General features: G+C 68.6%; 25 protein-coding genes. 19 read left to right on the forward strand and 6 right to left on the reverse strand.

Annotation, left to right across the window (positions count from 1 at the left end; all coding sequences use genetic code 11):
- Positions 1-8: 8 nt before the first annotated feature.
- From hemL to thiD, 3 genes are read right to left on the reverse strand one after another with little or no spacing between them, the layout of a single operon-like run.
- A complete protein-coding gene (gene hemL / locus AC1Q6E_RS02145) occupies positions 9-1,292 on the reverse strand; it encodes a glutamate-1-semialdehyde 2,1-aminomutase (RefSeq protein ID WP_492572110.1) in 1,284 nt (427 codons plus the stop codon).
- Positions 1,293-1,294: 2 nt separating this feature from the next.
- Positions 1,295-1,987 (reverse strand): thiamine phosphate synthase, encoded by a 693-nt coding sequence (gene thiE / locus AC1Q6E_RS02150; protein WP_492572111.1) that lies wholly within the window; start codon positions 1,985-1,987, stop codon positions 1,295-1,297.
- Entirely contained in the window at positions 1,984-2,877 is an 894-nt protein-coding gene (gene thiD, locus AC1Q6E_RS02155) for a hydroxymethylpyrimidine/phosphomethylpyrimidine kinase (RefSeq protein WP_152798203.1), read from the reverse strand. Before thiD ends, thiE begins: the two co-directional genes overlap by 4 nt.
- A gap of 135 nt (positions 2,878-3,012) precedes the next feature.
- Between thiD and AC1Q6E_RS02160 the strand changes: the two genes are divergently transcribed.
- From AC1Q6E_RS02160 to AC1Q6E_RS02200, 9 genes are all read left to right on the forward strand, one after another.
- Positions 3,013-3,177, forward strand: a complete 165-nt coding sequence (locus AC1Q6E_RS02160; protein ID WP_152798202.1) for a rubredoxin — start codon at positions 3,013-3,015, stop codon at positions 3,175-3,177.
- Positions 3,178-3,206: 29 nt separating this feature from the next.
- Entirely contained in the window at positions 3,207-3,773 is a 567-nt protein-coding gene (locus AC1Q6E_RS02165; RefSeq protein ID WP_152798201.1) for a YqgE/AlgH family protein, read from the forward strand.
- Positions 3,766-4,176, forward strand: coding sequence for a Holliday junction resolvase RuvX (gene ruvX / locus AC1Q6E_RS02170; RefSeq protein WP_152798200.1), 411 nt, complete (start codon positions 3,766-3,768; stop codon positions 4,174-4,176). The genes AC1Q6E_RS02165 and ruvX overlap by 8 nt, the downstream gene beginning before the upstream one ends.
- 12 nt (positions 4,177-4,188) lie before the next feature.
- Positions 4,189-4,728 (forward strand): bifunctional pyr operon transcriptional regulator/uracil phosphoribosyltransferase PyrR, encoded by a 540-nt coding sequence (gene pyrR, locus AC1Q6E_RS02175; protein ID WP_152798199.1) that lies wholly within the window; start codon positions 4,189-4,191, stop codon positions 4,726-4,728.
- Positions 4,673-5,668: an aspartate carbamoyltransferase catalytic subunit gene (locus AC1Q6E_RS02180; protein WP_152798198.1), complete on the forward strand. Its 996-nt coding sequence runs from the start codon at positions 4,673-4,675 to the stop codon at positions 5,666-5,668. The genes pyrR and AC1Q6E_RS02180 overlap by 56 nt, the downstream gene beginning before the upstream one ends.
- A gap of 3 nt (positions 5,669-5,671) precedes the next feature.
- Positions 5,672-6,964 carry a dihydroorotase gene (locus AC1Q6E_RS02185; RefSeq protein WP_152798197.1) on the forward strand — a complete coding sequence of 431 codons (1,293 nt, stop codon included), beginning with the start codon at positions 5,672-5,674 and terminating at the stop codon, positions 6,962-6,964.
- Positions 6,965-6,966: 2 nt separating this feature from the next.
- A complete protein-coding gene (locus AC1Q6E_RS02190; protein WP_296556848.1) occupies positions 6,967-7,731 on the forward strand; it encodes a lysophospholipid acyltransferase family protein in 765 nt (254 codons plus the stop codon).
- 73 nt (positions 7,732-7,804) lie between these two features.
- On the forward strand, positions 7,805-8,083 hold the full coding sequence (locus AC1Q6E_RS02195) for a YlcI/YnfO family protein (protein WP_152798195.1): 279 nt from the start codon (positions 7,805-7,807) through the stop codon (positions 8,081-8,083).
- Positions 8,080-8,388, forward strand: coding sequence for a type II toxin-antitoxin system RelE/ParE family toxin (locus AC1Q6E_RS02200; protein WP_152798194.1), 309 nt, complete (start codon positions 8,080-8,082; stop codon positions 8,386-8,388). Before AC1Q6E_RS02195 ends, AC1Q6E_RS02200 begins: the two co-directional genes overlap by 4 nt.
- Before the next feature lie 20 nt (positions 8,389-8,408).
- On the opposite strand, the gene lldD is transcribed toward AC1Q6E_RS02200, so the two are convergent.
- The 3 genes from lldD to AC1Q6E_RS02215 form a co-directional block, all read right to left on the reverse strand.
- Complete coding sequence (gene lldD / locus AC1Q6E_RS02205; RefSeq protein ID WP_492572112.1) at positions 8,409-9,542, reverse strand: FMN-dependent L-lactate dehydrogenase LldD; 1,134 nt, start codon at positions 9,540-9,542, stop codon at positions 8,409-8,411.
- On the reverse strand, positions 9,539-10,297 hold the full coding sequence (gene lldR, locus AC1Q6E_RS02210; protein WP_492572194.1) for a transcriptional regulator LldR: 759 nt from the start codon (positions 10,295-10,297) through the stop codon (positions 9,539-9,541). Before lldR ends, lldD begins: the two co-directional genes overlap by 4 nt.
- A gap of 90 nt (positions 10,298-10,387) precedes the next feature.
- Positions 10,388-11,308, reverse strand: coding sequence for a LysR family transcriptional regulator (locus AC1Q6E_RS02215; RefSeq protein ID WP_152798192.1), 921 nt, complete (start codon positions 11,306-11,308; stop codon positions 10,388-10,390).
- 155 nt (positions 11,309-11,463) lie between these two features.
- Between AC1Q6E_RS02215 and AC1Q6E_RS02220 the strand changes: the two genes are divergently transcribed.
- From AC1Q6E_RS02220 to AC1Q6E_RS02265, 10 genes are all read left to right on the forward strand, one after another.
- Positions 11,464-12,234 carry an SDR family NAD(P)-dependent oxidoreductase gene (locus AC1Q6E_RS02220; RefSeq protein WP_492572113.1) on the forward strand — a complete coding sequence of 257 codons (771 nt, stop codon included), beginning with the start codon at positions 11,464-11,466 and terminating at the stop codon, positions 12,232-12,234.
- 2 nt (positions 12,235-12,236) lie between these two features.
- Entirely contained in the window at positions 12,237-13,166 is a 930-nt protein-coding gene (kce, locus tag AC1Q6E_RS02225) for a 3,5-dioxohexanoate:acetyl-CoA acetone transferase (RefSeq protein WP_492572115.1), read from the forward strand.
- 41 nt (positions 13,167-13,207) lie between these two features.
- The gene (locus AC1Q6E_RS02230) at positions 13,208-14,425 is read left to right on the forward strand and encodes a Rieske 2Fe-2S domain-containing protein (protein ID WP_296558628.1); all 1,218 of its coding nucleotides are present in this window, start codon (positions 13,208-13,210) and stop codon (positions 14,423-14,425) included.
- A gap of 45 nt (positions 14,426-14,470) precedes the next feature.
- On the forward strand, positions 14,471-15,445 hold the full coding sequence (locus AC1Q6E_RS02235) for a Bug family tripartite tricarboxylate transporter substrate binding protein (protein WP_152798189.1): 975 nt from the start codon (positions 14,471-14,473) through the stop codon (positions 15,443-15,445).
- A gap of 40 nt (positions 15,446-15,485) precedes the next feature.
- The gene (locus AC1Q6E_RS02240) at positions 15,486-16,286 is read left to right on the forward strand and encodes an HpcH/HpaI aldolase family protein (RefSeq protein WP_152798188.1); all 801 of its coding nucleotides are present in this window, start codon (positions 15,486-15,488) and stop codon (positions 16,284-16,286) included.
- Between the two features lie 171 nt (positions 16,287-16,457).
- Entirely contained in the window at positions 16,458-17,594 is a 1,137-nt protein-coding gene (locus tag AC1Q6E_RS02245; protein WP_492572116.1) for a cupin domain-containing protein, read from the forward strand.
- A 112-nt stretch (positions 17,595-17,706) separates the two neighbouring features.
- Entirely contained in the window at positions 17,707-18,681 is a 975-nt protein-coding gene (locus tag AC1Q6E_RS02250; RefSeq protein ID WP_492572117.1) for a Bug family tripartite tricarboxylate transporter substrate binding protein, read from the forward strand.
- Between the two features lie 14 nt (positions 18,682-18,695).
- Positions 18,696-19,691, forward strand: coding sequence for a zinc-dependent alcohol dehydrogenase family protein (locus AC1Q6E_RS02255; RefSeq protein ID WP_152798185.1), 996 nt, complete (start codon positions 18,696-18,698; stop codon positions 19,689-19,691).
- A gap of 142 nt (positions 19,692-19,833) precedes the next feature.
- Positions 19,834-20,583 (forward strand): alpha/beta hydrolase, encoded by a 750-nt coding sequence (locus AC1Q6E_RS02260; RefSeq protein ID WP_152798184.1) that lies wholly within the window; start codon positions 19,834-19,836, stop codon positions 20,581-20,583.
- The gene (locus AC1Q6E_RS02265) at positions 20,580-22,136 is read left to right on the forward strand and encodes an acetolactate synthase large subunit (protein ID WP_492572118.1); all 1,557 of its coding nucleotides are present in this window, start codon (positions 20,580-20,582) and stop codon (positions 22,134-22,136) included. Before AC1Q6E_RS02260 ends, AC1Q6E_RS02265 begins: the two co-directional genes overlap by 4 nt.
- The last annotated feature ends 20 nt before the right edge of the window (positions 22,137-22,156 follow it).

Consider the following 22,156-nt stretch of genomic DNA (forward strand, 5'->3'; position numbering starts at 1 on the left):
CCGCCGGGTCAGGGGTTGAGTTCGGCGAAGGCTTCGCCGGCGATGGCGACGGTGCGGGCGATGACGTCGTCGTCGTGGGTGATGGAGACGAAGCCGGCCTCGAACGCCGACGGCGCGAAGCTCACGCCGCGCACCAGCGCGGCGTGGAAGAACTTGTTGAACGCGGCGGTATCCGAGGCCGAGACTTCGGCCAGCGTGGTGGGGACCGAGTCGCGGAAGTACAGGCCGAACATGCCGCCCACGTGGTCGGCGCTGAAGGGCACGCCCGCGCTGGCGGCCGCCGCGCGCAGGCCTTGCACCAGCTTGCCGGTCTGGGCTTCCAGCTTCTCGTAGAAGCCCGGCTCGGCCAGCAGGCGCAGGGTGGTGAGGCCCGCCGCCACGGCCACGGGGTTGCCCGACAGCGTGCCGGCCTGGTAAACCCCGCCCAGCGGGGCGATGTGGGCCATGATGTCGCGCCGGCCGCCGAAGGCGCCGATGGGCATGCCGCCGCCGATGACCTTGGCCAGGGTGGTCAGGTCGGGCACGATGCCGGTGCGGCCCTGCACGCCTTGCGGCCCGACGCGAAAGCCGGTCATGACCTCGTCGAAGATCAGCACCGCGCCGTAGCGGGTGCACTGGTCGCGCAGTGCCTGCAGGAAGCCGGGCACGGGCTGGACCAGGTTCATGTTGCCCGCCACGGGTTCCACGATCACGCAGGCGATCTCGTCGCCGTACTGCTTGAACGCGGCTTCCACGCCGGCGATGTCGTTGTAGTCCAGCACCAGGGTGTGCGCGGTGAACTCCGGCGGCACGCCGGCCGAGGTCGGGTTGCCGAAGGTCAGCAGGCCCGAGCCGGCTTTCACCAGCAGGCTGTCGGCATGGCCGTGGTAGCACCCCTCGAACTTGATGATCTTGGCCCGGCCGGTGTAGCCGCGGGCCAGCCGGATCGCGCTCATGGTCGCCTCGGTGCCCGAGCTGACCAGGCGCACCTGCTCGATGGAGGGCAGGCGGTGCACGAGCATCTCGGCCAGTTCGATCTCGGCCTCGGTGGGGGCGCCGAACGACAGGCCGTTGACGGCGGCCTCCTGCACGGCCCGGATCACCGCCGGATGGGCGTGGCCCAGGATGGCCGGGCCCCAGGAGCCCACATAGTCGATGTATTGCTTCTTGTCGGCGTCCCAGGTGTAGGGACCGGCGGCGCGTTCGATGAAGGGCGGGGTGCCGCCTACCGAGCGGAAGGCGCGCACCGGCGAATTGACGCCGCCCGGAATGGTGCGGCAGGCGCGTTCGAAGAGTTCTGCGTTGCGGATCATGGTCATGCCTTGGTGGGGGCGCCGGCGGAGTCTTCGGCCCAGGCCTGGCCGAAGGCCCGCGCGGCGGCTTCGATGTCGTCGGCGCCGAACAGCGCGGTGATGACGGCGAGCGCGTCGGCGCCCGCCGTGGCGGCCTGCTTCGCGTTGGCCGGCGTGATGCCGCCGATCGCGACGATGGCAGGGCGGGCGGGAGGGACGGTGCCCGGCCGCCGCAGCCCGCGTGCCTCGGTCAGGCACGACAGCGGGGCATGCACGGCCGCGGGCTTGGTGGGCGAGTCGAACACCGCGCCGAAGGCGACGTGGTCGGCGCCGGCGGCCAGCGCGGCCCGGGCGAGCCCTGGTTCGGCATAGCAGGAGGCGCCGATCAGCAGTGCCGGTCCCCCGGCCTGGCGGGCCTGGGCGATGTCGCCGTCCCCGCGGCCCAGGTGGACGCCGTCGGCGCCGGCCTCGATGGCCAGCCGCCAATCGTCGTTGATGATCAGGAGCAGGTCCAGGCGATCACAGGCGGCGCGCAGGGCGCGGGCCTGTTCCAGCCGCTTGGCCGGTTCGGCCAGCTTGCGGCGTAGCTGCACGGCGCGCAGTCCGCCCCGGGCGGCCGCTTCCACGGCGGCGATCAGCCGGGCGGTGTCGTCCCACTCGGGCGTGATGCCGTACAGGCCGCGCAGCGGGTGGGCCAGGGCCGGATCCGTGGTCATGGCGTGGGCTCCACGGTGTCGGGCGTGGCGTCGTCACCGGCCGCCGCCGGTTCGCTGCCCTGCTTGGCCCAGAAAAAACGGTCGGGCAGCAGCCGGCCCATGCCGGGCTGGAAGCCCGACGCCAGCGCCTGCCACGTATATTCCTGGGCCTCGGCGGTGGCGTCGCGCACGTCCATGCCGCTGGCCAGCAGGGCGGCCAGCGCGGCCGACAGGGTCGGGCCGGCGCCGCGGAAATTGCCGGGCAGCCGCGGCCAGCGGTACTCGCCCGCGGGCTCGGCGGTGGTATCGCCGCCGCCGCGCAGGGTGTTGACCACGATGTCGCCGGGCTGGTGCAGGCCGGTCGCCAGCACCCAGGCGGCTCCCCGGCGCAGCAGCGCCTGGGCCGCGGTCTCGTCGGACGCCTCCAGGTCCAGCAGTCCGTCCGCCGCCAATTGCTCCAGCCGCAGGCTGTCGGCCACGACCAGGGTGGCCTGGGGCACCAGCAGTTCGATGGTGGCGGCCATGATTTCTTCGGCCGAGTCCTCGGTTTCCGCATCGTCCGTGTCCGGGGGATCGGCCCCCAGGTGCAGCACGACCGGGACGGCCGAGTAGTCGGCCAGGATCTCGGCCACCGCCGCCACGGCCTCGGCCGAGAACAGTCCGCCGATCTTGAAGGCCCGTACCGGCATGTCCTCCAGCAGGCTGCGTGCCTGGTCGTCTATCCATTCGGGCGCGATGGCTTCGCCGTCTTCCAGGCCGGCCGAGTCCTGCACGGTATAGCCGGTCAACACGGTCAAGGCGTGGCAGCCCATGCTGGCACAGGTCAGCAGGTCGGCCTGGATGCCCCCGCCGGCGCTGGGGTCGGAGGGGGCGAAGGTCAGAACGAGAGGAGGCGTGGGGGCGGCTGGCAACGAAAAGTCTCGAAAGGTGGGGCAGTCCGGCGGGATCCGGGCGGGGCCCACGGTGTTTCGGTAAGATGCGAGATTCTAATGGATGCCCGGTGGTTCCCGGTTCGCGGGGGCGGGGCTTGGTAAGATTGAACGACGATGCGTACCTGGATGTGTCTGATTTGCGGCTGGATCTACGACGAGGCAGCCGGTGTGCCGGAAGAGGGTATTCCTCCCGGAACCAAGTGGGAAGACGTGCCGCCCAATTGGGTTTGTCCCGAGTGCGGCGCCCGCAAGGAAGATTTTGAGATGGTCGAGATCTGACCCGCCCCGGGCGTTTACAATTCACAGGTATGAGCGAACGCGCCAATATCGATCTCACGAACCAGTTCCTGATCGCCATGCCCGCCATGGCCGATCCGAACTTTGCCGGCGCCGTCATCTATGTATGCGAACACACCGCCAAGGGGGCGCTGGGCCTGGTCATCAACCGGCCCACCGACCTGACCCTGGCGGGCCTGTTCGAGCGGATCGAGCTGTCCCTGGACGATGCCACGCAGGCCGAATCCCCGGTGTTCTTCGGCGGACCGGTCCAGACCGACCGCGGCTTCGTGCTGCACGCCCCGGTGGGCGACTACAACTCCTCGATCAAGGTCGGCGACCTGGCCCTGACCACGTCTCGCGACGTGCTGCAGGCGGTCTCCGACGGCCAGGGGCCGGGCAAGCTGCTGGTCACGCTGGGCTATGCGGGATGGGGTGCGGGCCAGCTCGAGGACGAGATCTCCGAGAACGCTTGGCTCAGCGTGTCGGCGTCGTCCGACGTCATCTTCAACGTGCCGCCCGCCGAGCGTTTCGACGCCGCGCTGGCGCTGCTGGGCATTGCCCCGATCATGCTGGCGGGCGAAGCCGGCCATGCCTGACGAAACGCTGCTCGCCTTCGACTACGGGACCCAATTCATCGGCGTTGCCGTCGGCAATACGCTGACCGGCCACGCACGTCCGCTCGAAGTCATCGCCAATACCACGCGCGAGACGCGCTTCGGCCGCGTCGAGCAATTGCTGCGCGAATGGCAGCCGTCCCGCCTGGTGGTGGGCCTGGCGCTGGATACCGATGGCGGCGAACAGCCCATGACGGGCCTGTGCCGGCGTTTCGCCAACCAGTTGCACGGCCGCTACGGGCTGCCGGTGGAACTGGTGGACGAGCGCGGCACCAGCCTGGCCGCCCAGTCCGAGATGGGGGCCGCCGGCCGCGGGCTGCGCGTGGACGCGGTGGCCGCGGCCATCATCCTGCAGAGCTATTTCGACACGCCCCGTTCTCCCTGATCCGAGACTGCCATGAACCCAACCCCTCCCAACCTCGACGCCGAGGCGCTGTATGCGCGGCTGCGCGACGCCGTGCGGAAGCTGCTGGACACCCTGCCGGCCGACCGTACCCACCTCGTCGGCATCCACTCCGGGGGATCGTGGATAGCCGAGCGGCTGCACCGCGACTTCGGCCTGCCCGAGGCGCCGGGCAAGCTGGACATCAGCTTCTACCGCGACGACTTCGCGCGCATCGGCCTGCATCCCCAGGTCAAGCCTTCGGACATCGCCTTCGGCGTGGACGACAAGCACCTGATCCTGGTCGACGACGTGCTCTATACGGGCCGCACGATACGCGCCGCCATGAACGAGCTGTTCGACTATGGGCGTCCGGCCTCCATCAGGCTGGCCGTGCTGGTGGACCGGGGCGGGCGCGAACTGCCCGTGGCGGCGGATTTCGCCGCGGCCACCGTCGAGCTGGCGCCGGGACAGAGCCTCGTGCTGTCGCGCGCCGGCGATGCCTTCAAGATCGATTTCGAAACCCTGCCGCCCCAGGAGCCGCACCATGCGTAACCCGCAGCTCAACAGCAACGGCGAACTCACCCACCTGTTGACCGTGGAGGGATTGCCGCGCGCGATCCTGAACCAGATCCTCGACACCGCGGAGTCGTTCGTGCCGCTGGCCGACCGCGAGATCAAGAAATTGCCGCTGCTGCGCGGCAAGAGCGTGTTCAACCTGTTCTTCGAAAACTCCACGCGCACGCGCACCACGTTCGAGATCGCGGCCAAGCGCCTGTCGGCCGACGTCTACAACCTGAACATCAACGCCTCGTCGGCCAGCAAGGGCGAGTCGCTGCTGGACACCATCAACAACCTGTCGGCCATGCAGGCCGACCTGTTCGTGGTGCGGCACGCCTCCAGCGGCGCGCCGCACCTGATCGCCCAGCACGTGGCGCCCCACGTGCACGTGATCAACGCCGGCGACGGCCGCCATGCGCACCCGACGCAGGGCCTGCTGGACATGTACACCATCCGCCACTACAAGAAGGACTTCACCAAGCTCACGGTGGCGATCGTCGGCGACATCCTGCATTCGCGTGTGGCGCGGTCGGACATCCACGCGCTGACCACGCTGGGCGTGCCCGAGGTGCGGGCCATCGGCCCGCTGACGCTGTTGCCGTCCGGCCTCGAACAGATGGGCGTGCGCGTGTTCACCGACATGGCCGAGGGGCTCAAGGGAGTGGACGTGATCATCATGCTGCGCCTGCAGAACGAGCGCATGCGCGGCGCGCTGCTGCCCTCGGCGCAGGAGTATTTCAAGCACTATGGCCTGACGCAGGAGAAGCTCGCGCTGGCCAAGCCCGACGCGATCGTCATGCACCCCGGACCGATGAACCGCGGCGTGGAGATCGACTCCCCGGTGGCCGATGGCAAGCAGGCCGTCATCCTGGACCAGGTCACGTTCGGCATCGCGGTCCGCATGGCCGTCATGAGCATTGTCGCAGGAGCCTGACCCATGAAAATCCATATCCAGGGCGGCCGCCTGATCGACCCGGCCAACGGCGTGGACGCCGTCAACGACATCTACATCGCCGCGGGACGCGTGGTCGGCATCGGCCAGGCGCCAGGGGGCTTCGTGCCCAATCGCCTGATCGACGCGCGCGGCCTGGCGGTCCTGCCCGGCCTCGTGGACCTGTCCGCCCGGCTGCGCGAGCCCGGCTTCGAGCACCGCGCCACGCTGGAGTCCGAATTGCAGGCGGCGCTGGCGGGCGGCGTGACCAGCCTGGTGCTGCCGCCCGACACCGACCCGGTGCTGGACGAGCCCGGCCTGGTCGAGATGCTCAAGCACCGCGCGCGCCAGCTCAACCAGTCGCACGTCTACCCGCTGGGCGCGATGACCGTCGGCCTGAAGGGCGAGATCATCACCGAGATGGCCGAGCTGACCGAGGCCGGTTGCGTGGCGTTCTCGCAGGCCGACGCGCACATCGCCGACACCAATGTGCTGCTGCGCGCCATGCAGTACGCCCGTACCTTCGACTACGCGCTGTGGCTGCGCCCCGAAGATCCCTGGCTGGCCCGCGAGGGCGTGGCCGCCAGCGGCGCCATGGCGTCGCGCCTGGGGCTGGCAGGTATTCCCGAGCAGGCCGAGACCATCGCCCTGCACACGCTGTTCGAGCTGCAGCGCGCCACGCGCGCGCGCCTGCATCTGTGCCGCATCTCCAGCGCCGCCGGGATCGAACTGGTGCGCCGCGCCCGTGCCGAAGGCCTGCCCGTGACCTGCGACGTCAGCGCCCACCACGTGCACCTGACCGACGTGGACATCGGCTACTTCGACGCGCATTGCCGGTTGACGCCGCCGCTGCGCGGCCAGCGCGACCGCGACGCGATCCAGGCGGCGCTGGCGGACGGCACCATCGACGCGATCTGCTCGGACCACACGCCGGTGGACGAGGACTACAAGCTGCTGCCCTTCGCCGAGGCCGAGCCCGGCGCGACAGGCCTGGAGCTGCTGCTGTCGCTGGCGCTGAAATGGGCCCGCGACGCCGACCTGCCGGTCGCGCGCGCGGTGGCGCGGGTCACCAGCGAACCCGCCCGGGTCCTGGGCACCAAGGTGCTGGCCTCGTGCGGGCAACTGGGCGCCGGGGCGCTGGCCGATCTCTGCCTGGTCGACCTGGACGAACACTGGCTGGTCAGCGAGGACAGCCTGCTGAGCCAGGGCAAGCACACGCCGTTCCTGGGCATGGAGCTGCCCGGCAAGGTCCGCATGACCATCGTCGCGGGTCACGTGGCCTACGAGGCGACGGCCTGATCGTGCTTGCCTGGTTTCGCCTGGCCGCGCACCTGCTGCGGTTTTCGCTGCGTTTCCTGCTCGTCACCCTGTGGGTGATATTCGGGCTCATCGTGCTGGCCACCGTGTTCCGGCGGTTCGAGGTGGCGCGGCGCGACCGGATCAACAACTGGTGGTCCCGCTGGCTGCTGCGCTGGTGCGGCGTCGACGTCTACGTCAGCGGCCACCCGCCTGTCGACGGGGCGGCCCTGTTGATCGCCAACCACGTGTCGTGGCTGGACATCTACGCGCTCAGCAGCGTGCGATGCACCATCTTCGTCGGCAAACAGGAATTGCGTTCCTGGCCGGTGCTGGGCTGGCTGATCGCCGGAGTCGGCACGGTGTTCATCGAACGCGGCAACCGGCGCGCGCTGCATCACGTGGCCCAGGCCATGCGCGAGCGATTCGACCGGGGGCAGTTGATCGGACTGTTCCCCGAGGGGACCACCTCGGACGGTTTCGACGTGCTGCCCTTCCATGCCGCCCTGTTCGAGCCCGCGCGGCGCGCCGGCGTACCCGTGGTGCCGGTCGCGCTGCGCTATCTCCAGCACGGCCAGCGCACCGCCGTGGCCGCGTACGTGGGCGAGGAAACCCTGCTGGGCAATGCGTGGCGGGTCCTGGGTTCGACCGGCATGGCGGTCCAGGTCGTCTACCTGCCCGCCGTCGCCGCCGACGGCGGCGACGAGGATCACCGCCATGCGATGGCCGCGCGCGTGCGCGAGGCCATCCGGGCCGAAGTGGTCGTTTGATGGGTTCGCCCGGCTTGCCAATCGACTTTCGTCGAGTTAGTGTATTGCAAATGCGATGCGTACTGGGAATGCCATGAAAACTGCCACGCTTCCTCCCTTGCGGGTCGAGCCGGAACTGCGTGAGGCTGCCGAAAGAGTTCTCGAGGCGGGCGAGAGTTTGTCCAGCTTTGTCGAGCAGGCGGTCCGCTCGGCGGTGTCGCGCCGTGAGGCGCAGACGGTTTTTCTGGCCAGAGGTTTGGCATCGCGCGACCTGGCGCGGGAATCAGGCGACTACGTTCCAGCGCAAGCCGTATTGGATACGCTGCGGCAGCGCTTTGAGGCCGCCCAGGCCGACCGGCGCAAGCGGTCTTGACGTACCGTGTTCGCTTCACGCGGGAAGCCGAGCAGGATCTTATCCGGCTCTATGACTTTATCCTGGAGCGGGATCCCGATGCCATGGACTTGGCTGTCCATGCTCTGGTTGCGATCCAGGATGGCATCTGCATTCTCGAGCGTTCGCCCTACACCTGCAGAAAGGCGACACCGCATTCACCTTACTTGCGTGAGTTGGTGATTCCGTTCGGTCGTGCGGGCCATGTCGCCTTGTTCGAGATCGATGGACCCGATTCGGTCACTGTTCTTGCAGTACGTCATCAGCGCGAAGACGATTATCACTGAGACGCCGCCCAGCGCGCGCATCAGCGCGCCAGCAGGTCACCCGAGATGGCGTCCACCGACTTGACGCCCGTCAGCGTCATGGCCACCCGCATTTCTTTTTCCACCAGGTCGAGCAGCCGGGCCACGCCGGCTTCGCCGCCCGCGGCCAGCGCGTAGATATAGGCGCGGCCCAGCATCACGGCGTCGGCGCCCAGCGCGAGCATGCGCACGACATCGAGGCCGCTGCGCAGGCCGGAGTCGGCCAGGATCCTGATGTCGCCCTTGACCGCCTCCGCGATGGCGGGCAGGGCGCGGGCCGACGAAAGAACGCCGTCGAGCTGGCGGCCGCCGTGGTTCGACACGACGATGCCATCGGCGCCGAAACGCACCGCGTCGCGCGCATCTTCCGGATCGAGTATGCCCTTGATGACCATGGGGCCTTGCCAGAACTCGCGGATCCAGTCCAGGTCCTTCCATGATATCGACGGGTCGAAGTTGGCGCCCAGCCAGCCGATGTAGTCTTCGAGGCCGGTCGGTTTGCCCAGGTAGGCCGAAATGTTGCCCAGGTCATGGGGCCGGCCGCGCAGGCCCACGTTCCACGCCCATCGAGGGTGAGCGATGGCCTGCCCGTAGCGTCGCAGCGCGGCGTGCGGACCGCTCATGCCCGAGTGGGCATCGCGATACCGCGCGCCGGGCACGGGCATGTCGACCGTGAATACCAGGGTGGAGCAACCGGCTTCCCGGGCCCGCTCCAGCGCATTGCGCATGAAGCCGCGGTCCTTGAGCACATAGAGCTGGAACCACATCGGCCGGCCGATGGCGGGCGCGACTTCCTCGATGGGGCACACCGACACGGTGGACATCGTAAACGGGATGCCCTTCGCCGCGGCCGCGCGCGCCGCGGCGACCTCGCCCCGGCGCGCATACATGCCGGTCAGGCCCACGGGAGCCAGGACCACGGGCAGGGAGAGGGACTCGCCGAACAGCCGGGTTTCCAGGCTCAGGTCCGTCATGTTGCGCAGGACGAGCTGCCGGAGCGAGACGTCGGCCAGGTCCTCGACGTTGCGCCGCAAGGTGTGCTCGGCATTGGCGCCGCCATCGATGTAGTGGAAGAGAAACGGCGGAAGGCAGCGTTGGGCCGCGGCCCGGAAGTCGCTGGCGGAAGAGATGATCATAGGGAGTGGCCAGGTGAGGTCAGGCGCAGGGAGCGATCTTGGCGGGCGGTGTCTTCGTCGAGTTTTTTCAGGGTGGCGTGGACGTGGTCCAGGTGTTCGCCCATCGCGGCGCGCGCCTCGTCGGCCCTGCCGTCGAGGATGCTGCGCATCAAGGCGCCGTGCTGGGCGTTCAGCCTGTCCTGCCGGCGTGGGTGGTCGTGGACGAGCATCGCGTGCCGGCTCCGGGCCACCGTGGACAGCACGAGATCGAACAGGCTGCGCATGACCTGGATCAACACCAGGTTGTGCGACGCCTCCGCGATGGCGAGGTGGAACCGGGCATCGGCGCGCGCCGACAGCGTCGCGTCCTTGCGTTGCTGGTGCTCGACCATCTGGTCGAAGCAGCGGCGGATGTTGTCCTTGTCCCGCGCGCTGGCGCGCAGGGCGGCATGCGCGGCGGCGCTGCCCTCCAGCGCCCGGCGTGTCTCCAGCACGTCGTAGCGGTACATCGGGTCATGCAGCATCAGCGCCGCCAGCGGCGATAGGGATGGCTGCGGCCATGCCTCCACGTCCGCATGCAGGAACGTCCCGGCGCCGATCCGGGTGGACAGGATGCCGTGGCCGGACAGTTTCTGGATGGCCGTCCTCAGTGACGCCCGGGACACGCCCAGGCTTGCCGCCAGGCTGCGCTCGGCCGGGAGACGTTCGCCGCGCGCCATGCCGCGTGCGCGTATCAAGGCCAGCAGTTGCTCCGCGACGTGGTCGGAGAGGCGCATGGGGACGGAAGGGGATGAGTCCAAGGAGTGTCCGGGATGCCTTGCGTTGGTCTGACCGGTTCCGGGGAAGAGCGGGTTCGAATCAAAATTCTATAAGGTCCTGGGCCGCCGATGTGAGGATTCTCGGGATTGGTCAGACCAGTCGCGGACATGGCGAACGAAGCGCTGCAAGGCCGGGTCGTCGTCGTTCCTGCGCCAGACGAAGTGGGCGAGCGATTCGCTGGCTGTCTCCTGGATGGCCAGATAGCGGACATTGTCCAGGCCCGATGCCGCGAAGGCCTGTGGAAGAACGGCTACGCCGGATTGCTGGCGGACCAGCATGACCGCGCTGATCCAGTGCGTGACCTCGTGCCTGATCTGCGGGGAAAACCCCGCCGCGGTGGTCAGCGCGATGACGGCGTCGAAATAGCTCGGCGAGATGTGCCGGGGAAACAGGATCCAGGGTTCGCCGGCGAGCTTGCGCAGGCTGATGCGCCGGCGCGAGGCCAGGGGATGGGAGGCGTGCAGGCAACAGACGAAGGGCTCGCGCTGCAGCGTGATGAAGTCGAGTTCGGGGGGCACCACCATGGCATGCAGGAAGCCGCCCGAGAGCTGGCGGTGCGAGATGGCGTCGGCCTGTGCGGCCGACGCCATCTCGCACAAGGAGACCTCCACGCCCGGTTGCGCCGACTCGAACTCGTGCACCATCTGCGGCGCGCCCCGCAGCAGCATGCCGCCGGTATAGCCAAGACGGAGTTGTCCCAGGACGCCGCTGCCGGTCCGCCGGGCGACCGTGCAGGCCTGTTCGAACTGGGCGAGCGTGCGCACGGCCTGCGGGTAAAGGGCGTGGCCCGCGGCCGTGAGGGCCACCGTCTTGGTATTGCGCTCGAAGAGCTGCGTGCCGAGTTCGGCTTCCATCTGCTTGATGGCGCTGCTGAGCGGAGGCTGCGAGATCGACAGCCGCGCGGCGGCCCGATGGAAATGCAGCTCTTCCGCCAGGACGACGAAGTACTTCAACTGTCGCATCTCCATTTCCGTCTCCGTTGCGTGCTCGGTTGTGATGATACGTATCGTGTATCAGTTGAGCCGAATTTTCAATTGGACTGGATCAGTGCGCGGCGCGAACATGTCGCCAAGGCGGGCCGACCGATCCGCCGGTTCCAACGACGATACGAGAGACAGGCTTCATGACATCGACATCATCCAGGCGCGTGGCGATCATCACCGGCGCATCGCGCGGCATCGGCGCGGCCATTGCCGTAGCGCTGGCGCGGCGGGGCATAGGCAGCGTGCTCGCCGTGCGCGATCCGGTCCAGGCGGAGCCGGTCAGGCGGGAGGTGGAGGCGTTGGGAATCCCATGCCGCGTCGCGCGGTGCGATGTCACGTCCGCGGACGACGCGCGGGCCGTCGTCGGGCAGGTGCTGGACGAGCATGGCCACCTCGACGTCCTGATCAACAATGCCGGCCTTATCGAACCGATCGCGCACATTGCCGATGGCGATCCGCAGGCCTGGATCCGCAACCTGGAGACCAATCTCGTCGGCCCGTACCGGCTGCTGCGCGCCGCGCTGCCGGCGCTGGCGCATGCCGCCGGGGCCGTCGTGAATCTCAGCTCGGGAGCCGCGCTGGCGCCGCGCGAGGGCTGGTCGGCGTATTGCAGCGCCAAGGCGGGCCTTGCCATGTTGACGCGCTGCGTCGCGCACGAGTACGGAGCCGCTGGCGTCGCGGCCTACAGCCTGCAACCCGGGGTGGTCGATACCGACATGCAGGGGATCATCCGCCAGTCGGGCATGAACGAGATCAGCAGGATTCCGCGCGACCGGCTGGCCTCGCCGGGCCTGGCCGCCGCGGTCGTCGCCTGGCTGGCCGACGAGCGGCCCGAGGACCTGCGCGGCCAGGAGCTGTCGGTTGCCGAGCGCGCGCTGCTGGTGCGCGCGGCGGTGGCGGGGGAGGCCTGACCATGGCTGTCCGCCCTGTCATCATCTCCTGCGCCGTGACCGGCTCGATCCACACGCCCAGCATGTCGCCGTACCTGCCGATCACGCCGGAGGAAATCGCCGGGGCGGCGCTGGAGGCGGCCGAGGCGGGCGCCGCCATCGTCCATCTGCACGCCCGCGACCCGGGGGATGGGCGGCCGGACCAGACGCCGGAAGCCTTCATGCGCTTCCTGCCGCGCATCAAGGCCTCGTCCGACGTGGTGGTCAATATCACCACCGGTGGCGCGCCGACCATGTCGGTGCAAGAGCGGTTGCAGCCCGCGCTGCGCCTTGCGCCCGAAATCGCATCGCTGAATCTGGGGTCGATGAATTTCGGCCTGTACGAGATGTTGAAGCGCCACCGCGACTTTCGCTTTGATTGGGAGCGTCTCTATCTCGAGCAGAGCGAGGACAGGGTGTTCCGCAATACGTTCAAGGATATCGCCCATATCCTGGAATCCTGCGGCGGCAATGGTACGCGCTTCGAACTGGAGTGCTACGACATCGGCCACCTTTACACGGCGGCGCATTTCCGCGATCGCGGCCTGCTGCCCGGACCCTTGTTCATCCAGTCGGTGTTCGGCATCCGCGGCGGAATCGGCGCCCATGCCGAGGACATCCTCCACATGAAGCGGACCGCCGACCGCCTGTTCGGCGACGAGTATCTCTGGTCCGTGCTCGGTTGCGGCCGCAACCAGATGTTCACCGGCGTGCAGGCGGCCGTGATGGGGGGCAACGTGCGGGTCGGCCTTGAAGACAGCCTCTGGAGCGGTCCCGGCACGCTGGCCCGCAGCAATGCCGAACAAGTGGCCCGGATGCGCCGCATCCTGGAGGAATTGGGACTTTCCGTCGCCACGCCGGCGCAGGCGCGCGACATGTTGAACCTCAAGGGTGCCGAGGCCGTGGGCTTCTGAGCCATAGGACCGCGCCCGCCTTTCATCTACCTGGAGATTGCATGGATATGCCCAACGCCGCGCCCGGCCGCGCGGAACAGCTCGCCTTGTTGACGCAGACGGCGCCCGATACCGAGATGGGAAGACTGCTGCGCCGGTTCTGGCATCCTGTCGCGCTGTCGAGCGACGTCCTGCCCGGCCATGCCGTGCCGGTCGAGGCGCTGGGCGAGACATTCACGCTGTTTCGCGGGGAAAGCGGCACCCCCTATCTGGTGGGAGGTCGCTGCCGCCATCGCCAGACCCTGCTGCATACCGGCTGGGTGCAGGGGGAAAAGATACGGTGCATCTATCACGGCTGGCAGTTCGACGGCAGTGGCCGGTGCGTGCAGCGGCCGGCCGAGAAGGAAGCGCGTGTCCCGCCGGGTTGCCGCATTCCGGGCCACCCCGTGCATGAGTACTGCGGGATGGTCTTCGCTTACCTGGGCGAGGGCGAGGCGCCGGCGTTCGAGTTGCCGCGCAAGGATGTCTTCGAAGTGCCCGGCGTCCTGATCGCCGTGACCAAGGAGACATGGCGCATCAATTGGTTCCAGCAGATCGAGAACTCGCTGGATGCCGTCCACGTCAGCTTCGTCCACCAGGCGCTGCGGGTCGGACCATTCGGCGACGCCGTCACCACGATGATGCCCGACCTGTCCTATGTCGAGAACGAAGCCGGCATCGAGCAGATCGCCGTTCGCGCGCATGACAACGTGCGCAAGAGCGACTGGACGTTTCCCAACAACAACCACGTGGTGGTGCCCGGCCTGCGCAAGGGCGACCCGTGGATCGATTTCGGCATCTGGATGGTGCCCCAGGACGACGAGCACAGCACCCGTTTCACCATCTACGCCATGGCGCCGGCCGACGACGACGCCAACGAGCGCTTTCGCGCTTACTTCCGCGAGTTCGGCGGCTACAACGCGGACGAGCACTACGATGAGCTCTTTCACCAGCGCAAGGCGCCGCCTGAGGAAGATTTCCTGGCCGGGCTGATTTCGGCCCAGGACTACGTCGCGCAGCGAGGGCAGGGCGTGGTGGCGGACCGCCGCCTCGAGATGCTCGGCAAATCCGACCTGGGCGTGGTGACGCTGCGCCGCGTGTTCTGGCGGGAGCTGGACGCCCTGCGCGAGGGGCGGCCCACCAAGCATTGGCGCAAGCGGGCCGAACCGCTTTCGCTTCCCATGCAGCCGGGACGGCAAAGAGACGATAGCCCCGCTTCCACCGCGGCAACGGCGTCCTAGCTTCCGACCGCGACCCGCGGCACAACAATATCCGAGGAGACACTCATGAATCGCATCTGGACCTGTATCGTGCTTGCGGCCGCGCTCGCGCTGCCCGGCCCGGGGGCGGCGAAGTCCGATCCCGCCGCGTATCCCGCCAAGCCCATCCGCCTGATCGTGCCCTACTCAGTGGGGGGCGGCACGGATATCCTCGCGCGCATGGCGGGCAAGGAAATCGCCGAGGCGCTGGGGCAGCCGGTCATCGTCGAGAACCGGCCCAGTGCCCAGGGCATCGCGGCGATGGAGCATCTGGCGCACGCGGCGCCCGACGGCTATACGCTGTTGATGGCGCCGTCGGGGCCGCTGGTCATGAATCCGGTCATGCGCAAGTCGCTGCCATATTCGTCCGAGAAGGATTTCTCTCCCATATCCATCGTGGGGCGCCTGCCGTTGCTGGTTACCGTCAATGCCTCCCTGCCGGTGCATACGGTGGACGAACTGGTCGGCTATGCCAAGGCGAACCCGGAGAAGGTCAGCTACGCGTCGAGCGCGGCCCTGTTCCAGCTCGCCACCGAACTGTTCAAGCAGAAGACCGGCACGCGCTTCCTGGCCATTCCGTACAAGAGCAGCGGCGAGTCGATCACCGCGCTGGTCGGCGGGCAGGTCACCATGGCGATCGCCGACCTGCCGCCGCTGACGGCGCTGATCAAATCCGGCAAGCTGCGTGCGCTGGCCTATACCAACGAGACGCGCAGCGAAATCTTTCCCGACGTGCCGACGGTGGCCGAGGCGGGCCTGCCCGGCATCGAGGTGGCAACGCTGGTGGGGTTGATCGGCCCGGCGGGAATGCCGGGCGAGGTCGTCGCCCGGTTGCAGAATGTACTGGTGAAGATGGTGGCCAAGCCGGACGTCCGCAAGCGCTTTCTCGATATCGGCGTCGAACCGGTGGGCAGCACGTCGGAGGCTTACGCAAGCTCCATCCGCCGCGATCTCGAGCGCTGGGCCGCGGTGGCCGAAACGGCCGGCATCCAGCCCGAATGACCATGGGCATTCCTGTCCAGGCCCCTGGGGAACCGTTGCCATGAATCCCTTCATCGCCCGTCTGCGCGGCGGCGGTCCCGCTCCGCTCGGCATCTTTCTCATGTCGGGCAGCCCCATCGTCGCGGAGGCGATCGGCTGCAATGGTTTCGAATGGGCGATCGTCGACGCCGAACACTCGCCGATCGATGTCGCCGATGTCGCCCACATGCTCATGGCGATCGGTAGCACGCCCATGCTCGCGGTAGTGCGGGCGCCATGGAACGAACCGGTGATCATCAAGCGGCTGCTGGACGCGGGCGCCGCCACCCTGCTGGTGCCTTTCGTGCAGGACGCGGAGGAGGCCGCGCGCGCCGCCGCCGCCGTCCGCTATCCGCCCCAGGGGCTGCGGGGCATGGCGGGGCTGAGCCGCGCGTCGCGCTTCGGCGCCGTGGCGGATCATTTCCGGCGGGCCAATGCCGGCGTCGGGCTGATCGTGCAGATCGAGACCCCGCAGGCCCTGGACCGCATCGAGGACATCGCGGCCGTCGAGGGCGTCGACGCCGTGTTCATCGGACCGACCGATCTGTCGGGCAGCATGGGCCTCTACGGCGACGGCGCCCATCCCGACGTCCAGGCCGCCACCGCGTCGGCGATCGCCCGTTGCAAGCGGATCGGCAAACCGGTGGGGACGCTGGCGGCTACGCTGGAATCGGCCGCCGCGCTGGCCCGGCAGGGGGCGGATTTCGTCGTGCTCGCGTCCGACCTGGGGCTGTTGCTGGGGCAGGTCCGGACCGCCCGGGCGGCGTGGAAGACGGCGTTCGGGGGCGGGCAGGACGGCCAGGCGTCCACGGTACGGTATTAGCGCCCGGGGGGCTTGGGGCGCCGCGGTGTTTCCGAGCCCCGGGGCCGCGGCGTCGCCGCGACGCAAGCGCCTTCTCCGCATTGATGCGCTGGCATGGCCGCATCTGCCGCCGAACATGGTTTCCTCTGGCCAAAGGCAGTCCAATGACGCCTTTCACTGCTGGAGTCCATCATGAACGCCAACGTTGCTGGTGTCGGCGCGCTCACCCTCGAACAGATGCAGGGGCAACTGGCCGCGGCGCCGGATTACCGGGTGGCCGACGATGCGCCGGCACGCCGCTTTACCGCCCTGGTCGAACGGCTGTGGGGGGGTAGCCTCAAGCCGCTGATGGCCGCGCCTGGCACCGGCGGGCGATTTTCGGAGGCGCCGCTCGCCTGCCCGGCAACCGCCAGCACCGGCTTGCTCGACCTGCCGCCGGGCGCCCGCTCCGAACCCTGGCGCAATGCCGATGCGATCGAGAATATCGTCGCGCTGGACGGCGGGTTGGACATTGCGTTCGGCCCCGCGCTGGATCATCGGGTCGCGCTGGGGCCCTTCGACATGTTTTCCGTGCCTGCCGGCCTGTTGCACCAGATCGTGAACCGGGCACCGGGCGCGGCGCGGGCGGTGATCTGCCTGAGCGTCCCGGAAGGCGGGACCTACGATGCGGTCTTCGATCCCGCATTGGCCGATACGGCTTGCGTCGAGGCCCGCCGCCGTCTTGGCCTGAGGTTCGAGGACGGCACCGGCATCGATGCGGAGCCTGGCGGGATCGAGAAGCGTGTCACGCGCTTCGACACGCTCGTTCCCTACAAGAAGGATCTCAACCGCACGGGAGGGCTCCCGGCCGAAGCCACCGAGTCGCTGTCCGCCGGCTCGGTGTACCCCTTGATCGTGCCGGAGGGCCACGTGGGGCGCTCCCGCACCGCTCCCATGTATGGCCATCAAGGCCTCTACATTTCCATCGCGGAGTGCAGCGCGGGCAACGATGGCCCGCCTCCCCACGCGCATTCGGACACCCAGGAATCGTTCTTCGTGCTGGACGGTTCCTTCGACATGTGTACCGGCTTCGACAACGAGACCGTCGTTCCCGTCAAGGCGGGCGACCTGATCGCGATGCCCAAGCTGGTCATGCGCACGTTCCGGAATACCGCGGGCCGGCCCTCCCGCCTGCTGGTCATCATCCAGGGGCCGGGCCGGATGCAGGATACCGTGTCGTTCTCCCGCCGTATCGGCGAGGACTTCGAGCGCCGCTTCGGCCGCCAGACGATCGAGGAATACGCCAAGATAAGAATGACCTTCGACGCCGAAGAGCGATTGGGGGCTTGATGTCCGCGCGGGGTGCTCCCGCGCCACGACCCGTCCGTCGCCGGCCCGCCGCCGCTTGAAGCGCGGCACCCGCCTTGTCGGCGCGCAACGAAAAAATCATGGAGACATCCCAATGAGACGCATCGCCCACGCGGGGGCCAGCGCCGTTCTGGCGGCCTGTTTCGTATCGAACGCCATGGCGCAGGATACCTACCCCAATAAACCCCTACGCCTGATCGTCCCCTATGCGCCGGGCGCCATCACGGATCTGGCCGCCCGCCTGTTGGCCGAACATCTATCGGCCGGGCTTGGACAGCCCATCATCGTCGAGAACAAGTCCGGCGGAGGGGCGCGCATCGGCGCGCTGGCGGTCGCCAATGCCCCGCCCGACGGCTACACGCTGCTTTTCGCGAATTCGGTCACGCACGGAACCGTGCCCGCCATGTCGAGGTCCTTGCCGTTCGATCCGGTAAAGAGCTTCGCGCCCGTCGGGAGGGCCTTCGTATACAGCTCCACGCTGGTGTGCAATCACGCGATTCCGCCGAACACCATCGGCGAGCTGATCCGGTACACCACCGAGCATCCCGACAAGTTGACGAATGCCACGGCCGGTCCGGGTACCGGACACGATCTGCTCGGCGGCTTGTACAACTCGGTGACCGGAGGCCGCATGCTCCATGTCCACTATCGTGGCGCCGCGCCGGCCTTGCAGGACGTGCTGGGCGGAACGGCGGATTGCATATGGGGCGGTGGCGACGTGAAGCAGTACGTGCAGAACGGCAAGCTCAAGGCATTCGCCACGAGCGGCGAGCGGCGCGACCCGGATTTCCCCGACGTGCCGACGATGGCCGAGGCCGGCGTGAAGAATTTCAAGATCGTCTGGTGGCAAGGCGTGGCCGCGCCTGCGGGCACGCCGCCGGCGGTGGTCGCGCGGTTGAACCAGGCGATCAACCAGGCCGTCGATGCGGCGGCGCTCAAGGAGCGGGCTCGGGTCCTCTCCCTGGTCCCGGCCGGCGGGTCGCCGGAAGACCTGGCCCGGATCATCCAGGACGACCTGGCGCGGTACTCCGCCATTGTCAAAAGCGCGAATATTCCGTTCCAGGATTGAGCACCGGATCAACGATGAAAGCTATTCAACTTCGCGTGACGGGCGGTCCGGAAGTCTTGGAGTATGTCGACGTTCCCACGCCCGTGCCGGGGCGCGCAGAGGTGCTCGTCCAGGCCCATTCCATCGGCGTCGGCATGCCCGATCTTCTCGTCAGGAGCGGGCGCTATGCGTGGATGCCGCCCCTGCCGGCCATCCCCGGCATCGAAATGGCGGGGCGGGTGGCGGGCGTCGGCCCCGGGGTGACGGCGCTGGCCGAGGGCGATCCGGTGTTCGTATCGGCCCGCGACCTGCCCGTGCGCGGCAATTGCTATGCGCAGTACATCTGCGTGCCCGAACATGCCGTCCATCCGCTGCCGCCCGCCGCGGACCTGGAGGCCGCGGCCTGCCTGTCCAACTATCAGGTGGCATGGCATGTATTGAACAGCGCGACGCGAGGTTTCCTGTACGACGACATACTCGTCTGGGCCGCCGCCGGAGGCGTGGGCTCCGCCTTGCTCCAACTGGCGAAACTGGGCGGCAAGCGGGCCTACGGCATCGTCCGTGGCGCCGCCAAGCAGTCCTTCGCGCTGAGGCAGGGCGCGGATGCCTGCGCGGATTCCCGCGTCGACGACATCCCCGCCGCCGTGCAGGCGTGGACCGGCGGGAAAGGCGTGGACCTCATCCTCGATCCTGTCGGCGGCGCGGGGTTCGGGCAGAACTTCGATCTGTTGGCCAGGCTCGGCATGGTCGTCAGCTACGGCATTCTCGACGGCCCGCCGCATCCTTCCTACGCGGAGGCGTTGCAGGCCCATTTCGGCCGTTCGCTGGCGGTGCGGTTTTTCTCCATGCATGCGCTCGACGATGCACCCGCGCTCAGGCGCGTGGCGATGGATGCCCTGCTGCCTGACCTGGCCGCGGGCCGGATCGCGCCCCACATCCATGCCCGCCTGCCGCTGCGCGACGCGGCACAGGCGCATCGGCTGCTGGAGCAGGGAGCGGTCTTCGGCAAGATCGTCCTCGATCCCCGGTAGCCGGAGGAGCGTCGCCGCCATTCCATCGCCCTGTGGCCATACCCATATCGCCGTCGTCGATATGGGCCCGGCGAAAACCGCGTGATGTAATGCGTTCGCCTGCGCGGCCATCCAGGCCCCGATCATTGAAAAAGGAGATTCCGTGAGCCGTTCCATCGAATCGGGCGAGGCGCCCGCCACCCCGGAGCCGGGCGTGCCCGAACGTTTCGTGGTGGAGCACCGGGGCGTGCCGGTGCCGGCGGCGCTCTGGACGCCGGAAGGCCGGCCGGCGGCGATCGTCCAGGCGTGCCATGGCGGGAGCGGCCATAAAGAATCACGCGCCATTCTGGCGATCGCGGCGCGGCTTTTGCCGCTGGGCATCGCCGTGCTGGCCATAGACGGGCCGGTGCAAGGCCGGCGCCGCGCAGACGGCAACCTGGATCCGGCTGTCGCTCGCCAATCCTTCCGCGAGGCCTGGCGCGCCGGGGTGGGGCGGACCAGCATGGCGGAAGAAATGTCGGCGGCGCTGGACCAGGTCCTCGCCACGCGGCAATGGTCCGATCTTCCCGTCGGGTATGTCGGGGTGTCGATGGGAACGGCCTACGGCATTCCTTATCTCGCCGCGGACCGCCGCGTAAAGGCCGCCGTCATCGGCTTGTGGAGCACGACCTACGCGGCCAGCGAGCATCTGGCCGGGTTTGCGCGCAAGATGGACTGCGCCGTGTGGTTCACCCAGCAGTGGAATGACGAGTTCTTCGACAGGGAGGGCACGGCGGCGCTGTTCGATGCCATCGGATCGCCGGACAAGCGGCTCGTGGCCTATCCCGGCCCCCACGTCGAACTGGAAGGAGAGCGGCTGACCGACGCGATCCACTTCATCCGCGGGCGCTTGCTGGAGGAATCGAGGCGATGACCGGGGCGGAAGTGCTGGTCCACACGCTGGTGCAAAACGGGGTGGACGTCTGTTTCGCCAATCCCGGCACGTCGGAGATGCATTTCGTGTCCGCATTGGACCGCATCGACGGCATGCGCTGCGTGCTGGGCCTGTTCGAGGGCGTGGTGACCGGCGCGGCGGACGGCTACTACCGGATGACGCAGCGCCCGGCGGCGACGCTCCTGCATCTGGGGCCCGGCCTGGCGAACGGGCTTGCCAATCTGCACAATGCGAAGAAGGCGCGTTCGGGCATCGTCAACATCGTTGGCGATCACGCGACGGCCCACCTCGGGCTGAACGCGCCGCTTACCTCGGATGTCGAGGCGGTGGCGGCCCCGATGTCGAATTGGGTCCACACGATCCCGTCGGTGGAGACGGTGGCCGGAGACTGCATGGAGGCCGTGCGGCGCGCCTCGGGCCGGCCGGCCGAGATCGCCACGCTCATCCTTCCCGCGGACAAGGCCTGGAGCGCGGGCGCAGCCGTGCCGGCCGCGCCTCGGCCCGCGGCGGCCGGCGTGCCGCCGCCCGACTCGTCGGCCCTGGCGGCGGCCGTGGACGCGCTCAGGCATCGTGCCTCGTCCACGCTGCTCCTGCTCGGCGGGCGGGCGGTCCATGCGGATGCGGCCGCTTGGGCCGGCAGGATTGCCGCGGCCACCGGCTGCGCCGTCATGTCCGAGTTCTACGTTCCGCGCCAGCAACGCGGCCGGGGCAGGTTTCCCGTTTCCCGGCTACCCTACTCGGTCGATGCGGCAACCGCCGCGCTCGCGCGCTTCGACCACATCATCCTGGTGGAAGCGGCCGATCCCGTCGCGTTCTTCGCCTATCCCGGCAAGCCCGGACGATTGTCCGCGCCGGGTAGCCGCATCATTGGCCTGTCCGGCCCCGAGCACGATGCGCAAGAGGTGTTGCGGGCGCTTGCCGAGGGCGTCGGCGCGACGCGCGGCGCCGTTCCCGCGCCGGACGGGAACATTCCCGCCGCGGGCGCGGACCAGCCGCTGGATGCCGCGTCGATCGCGGCGGTGTTGGCGGCATGCATTCCCGAGCAGGCGATCGTCGTGGACGAAGCGATCTCCACCGGAAGGAATTTCGATCGCGCCACGCAAGGCGCGGCCCCGCACGATTGGCTCACCAACATGGGCGGCGCGATCGGGTATGGGCTGCCGGTGGCGGTCGGCGCCGCGATCGGCGCGCCCGGCCGCAAGGTGATCGCGCTGGAGGGGGACGGAAGCGCCATGTACACGCCCCAGGCGTTGTGGACCATGGTGCGCGAGTCGCTCGATGTGACGGTCGTGGTGTTCGCCAACCGTTCGTACCAGATCCTGCACGGCGAACTGGCCAACGTCGGCGCCGGCGCTCCTGGCGCGCGGGCGATCGATATGCTGACATTGGACCGGCCCGTCCTCGATTGGGTGTTCCTGGCGCGGGGAATGGGCATGGCGGCGACCCGGGCATGCAGTGCGAGAGAGTTGGACCGGCAATTGCGCGCGGCCTTGGCATCGGGGGGCCCCAGCCTGATCGAGGTATGCTTGTGAGTGGCTTATGGGGCAGCGCG

The organism is Pigmentiphaga sp. MLSB6-MA01 (assembly GCF_058793475.1).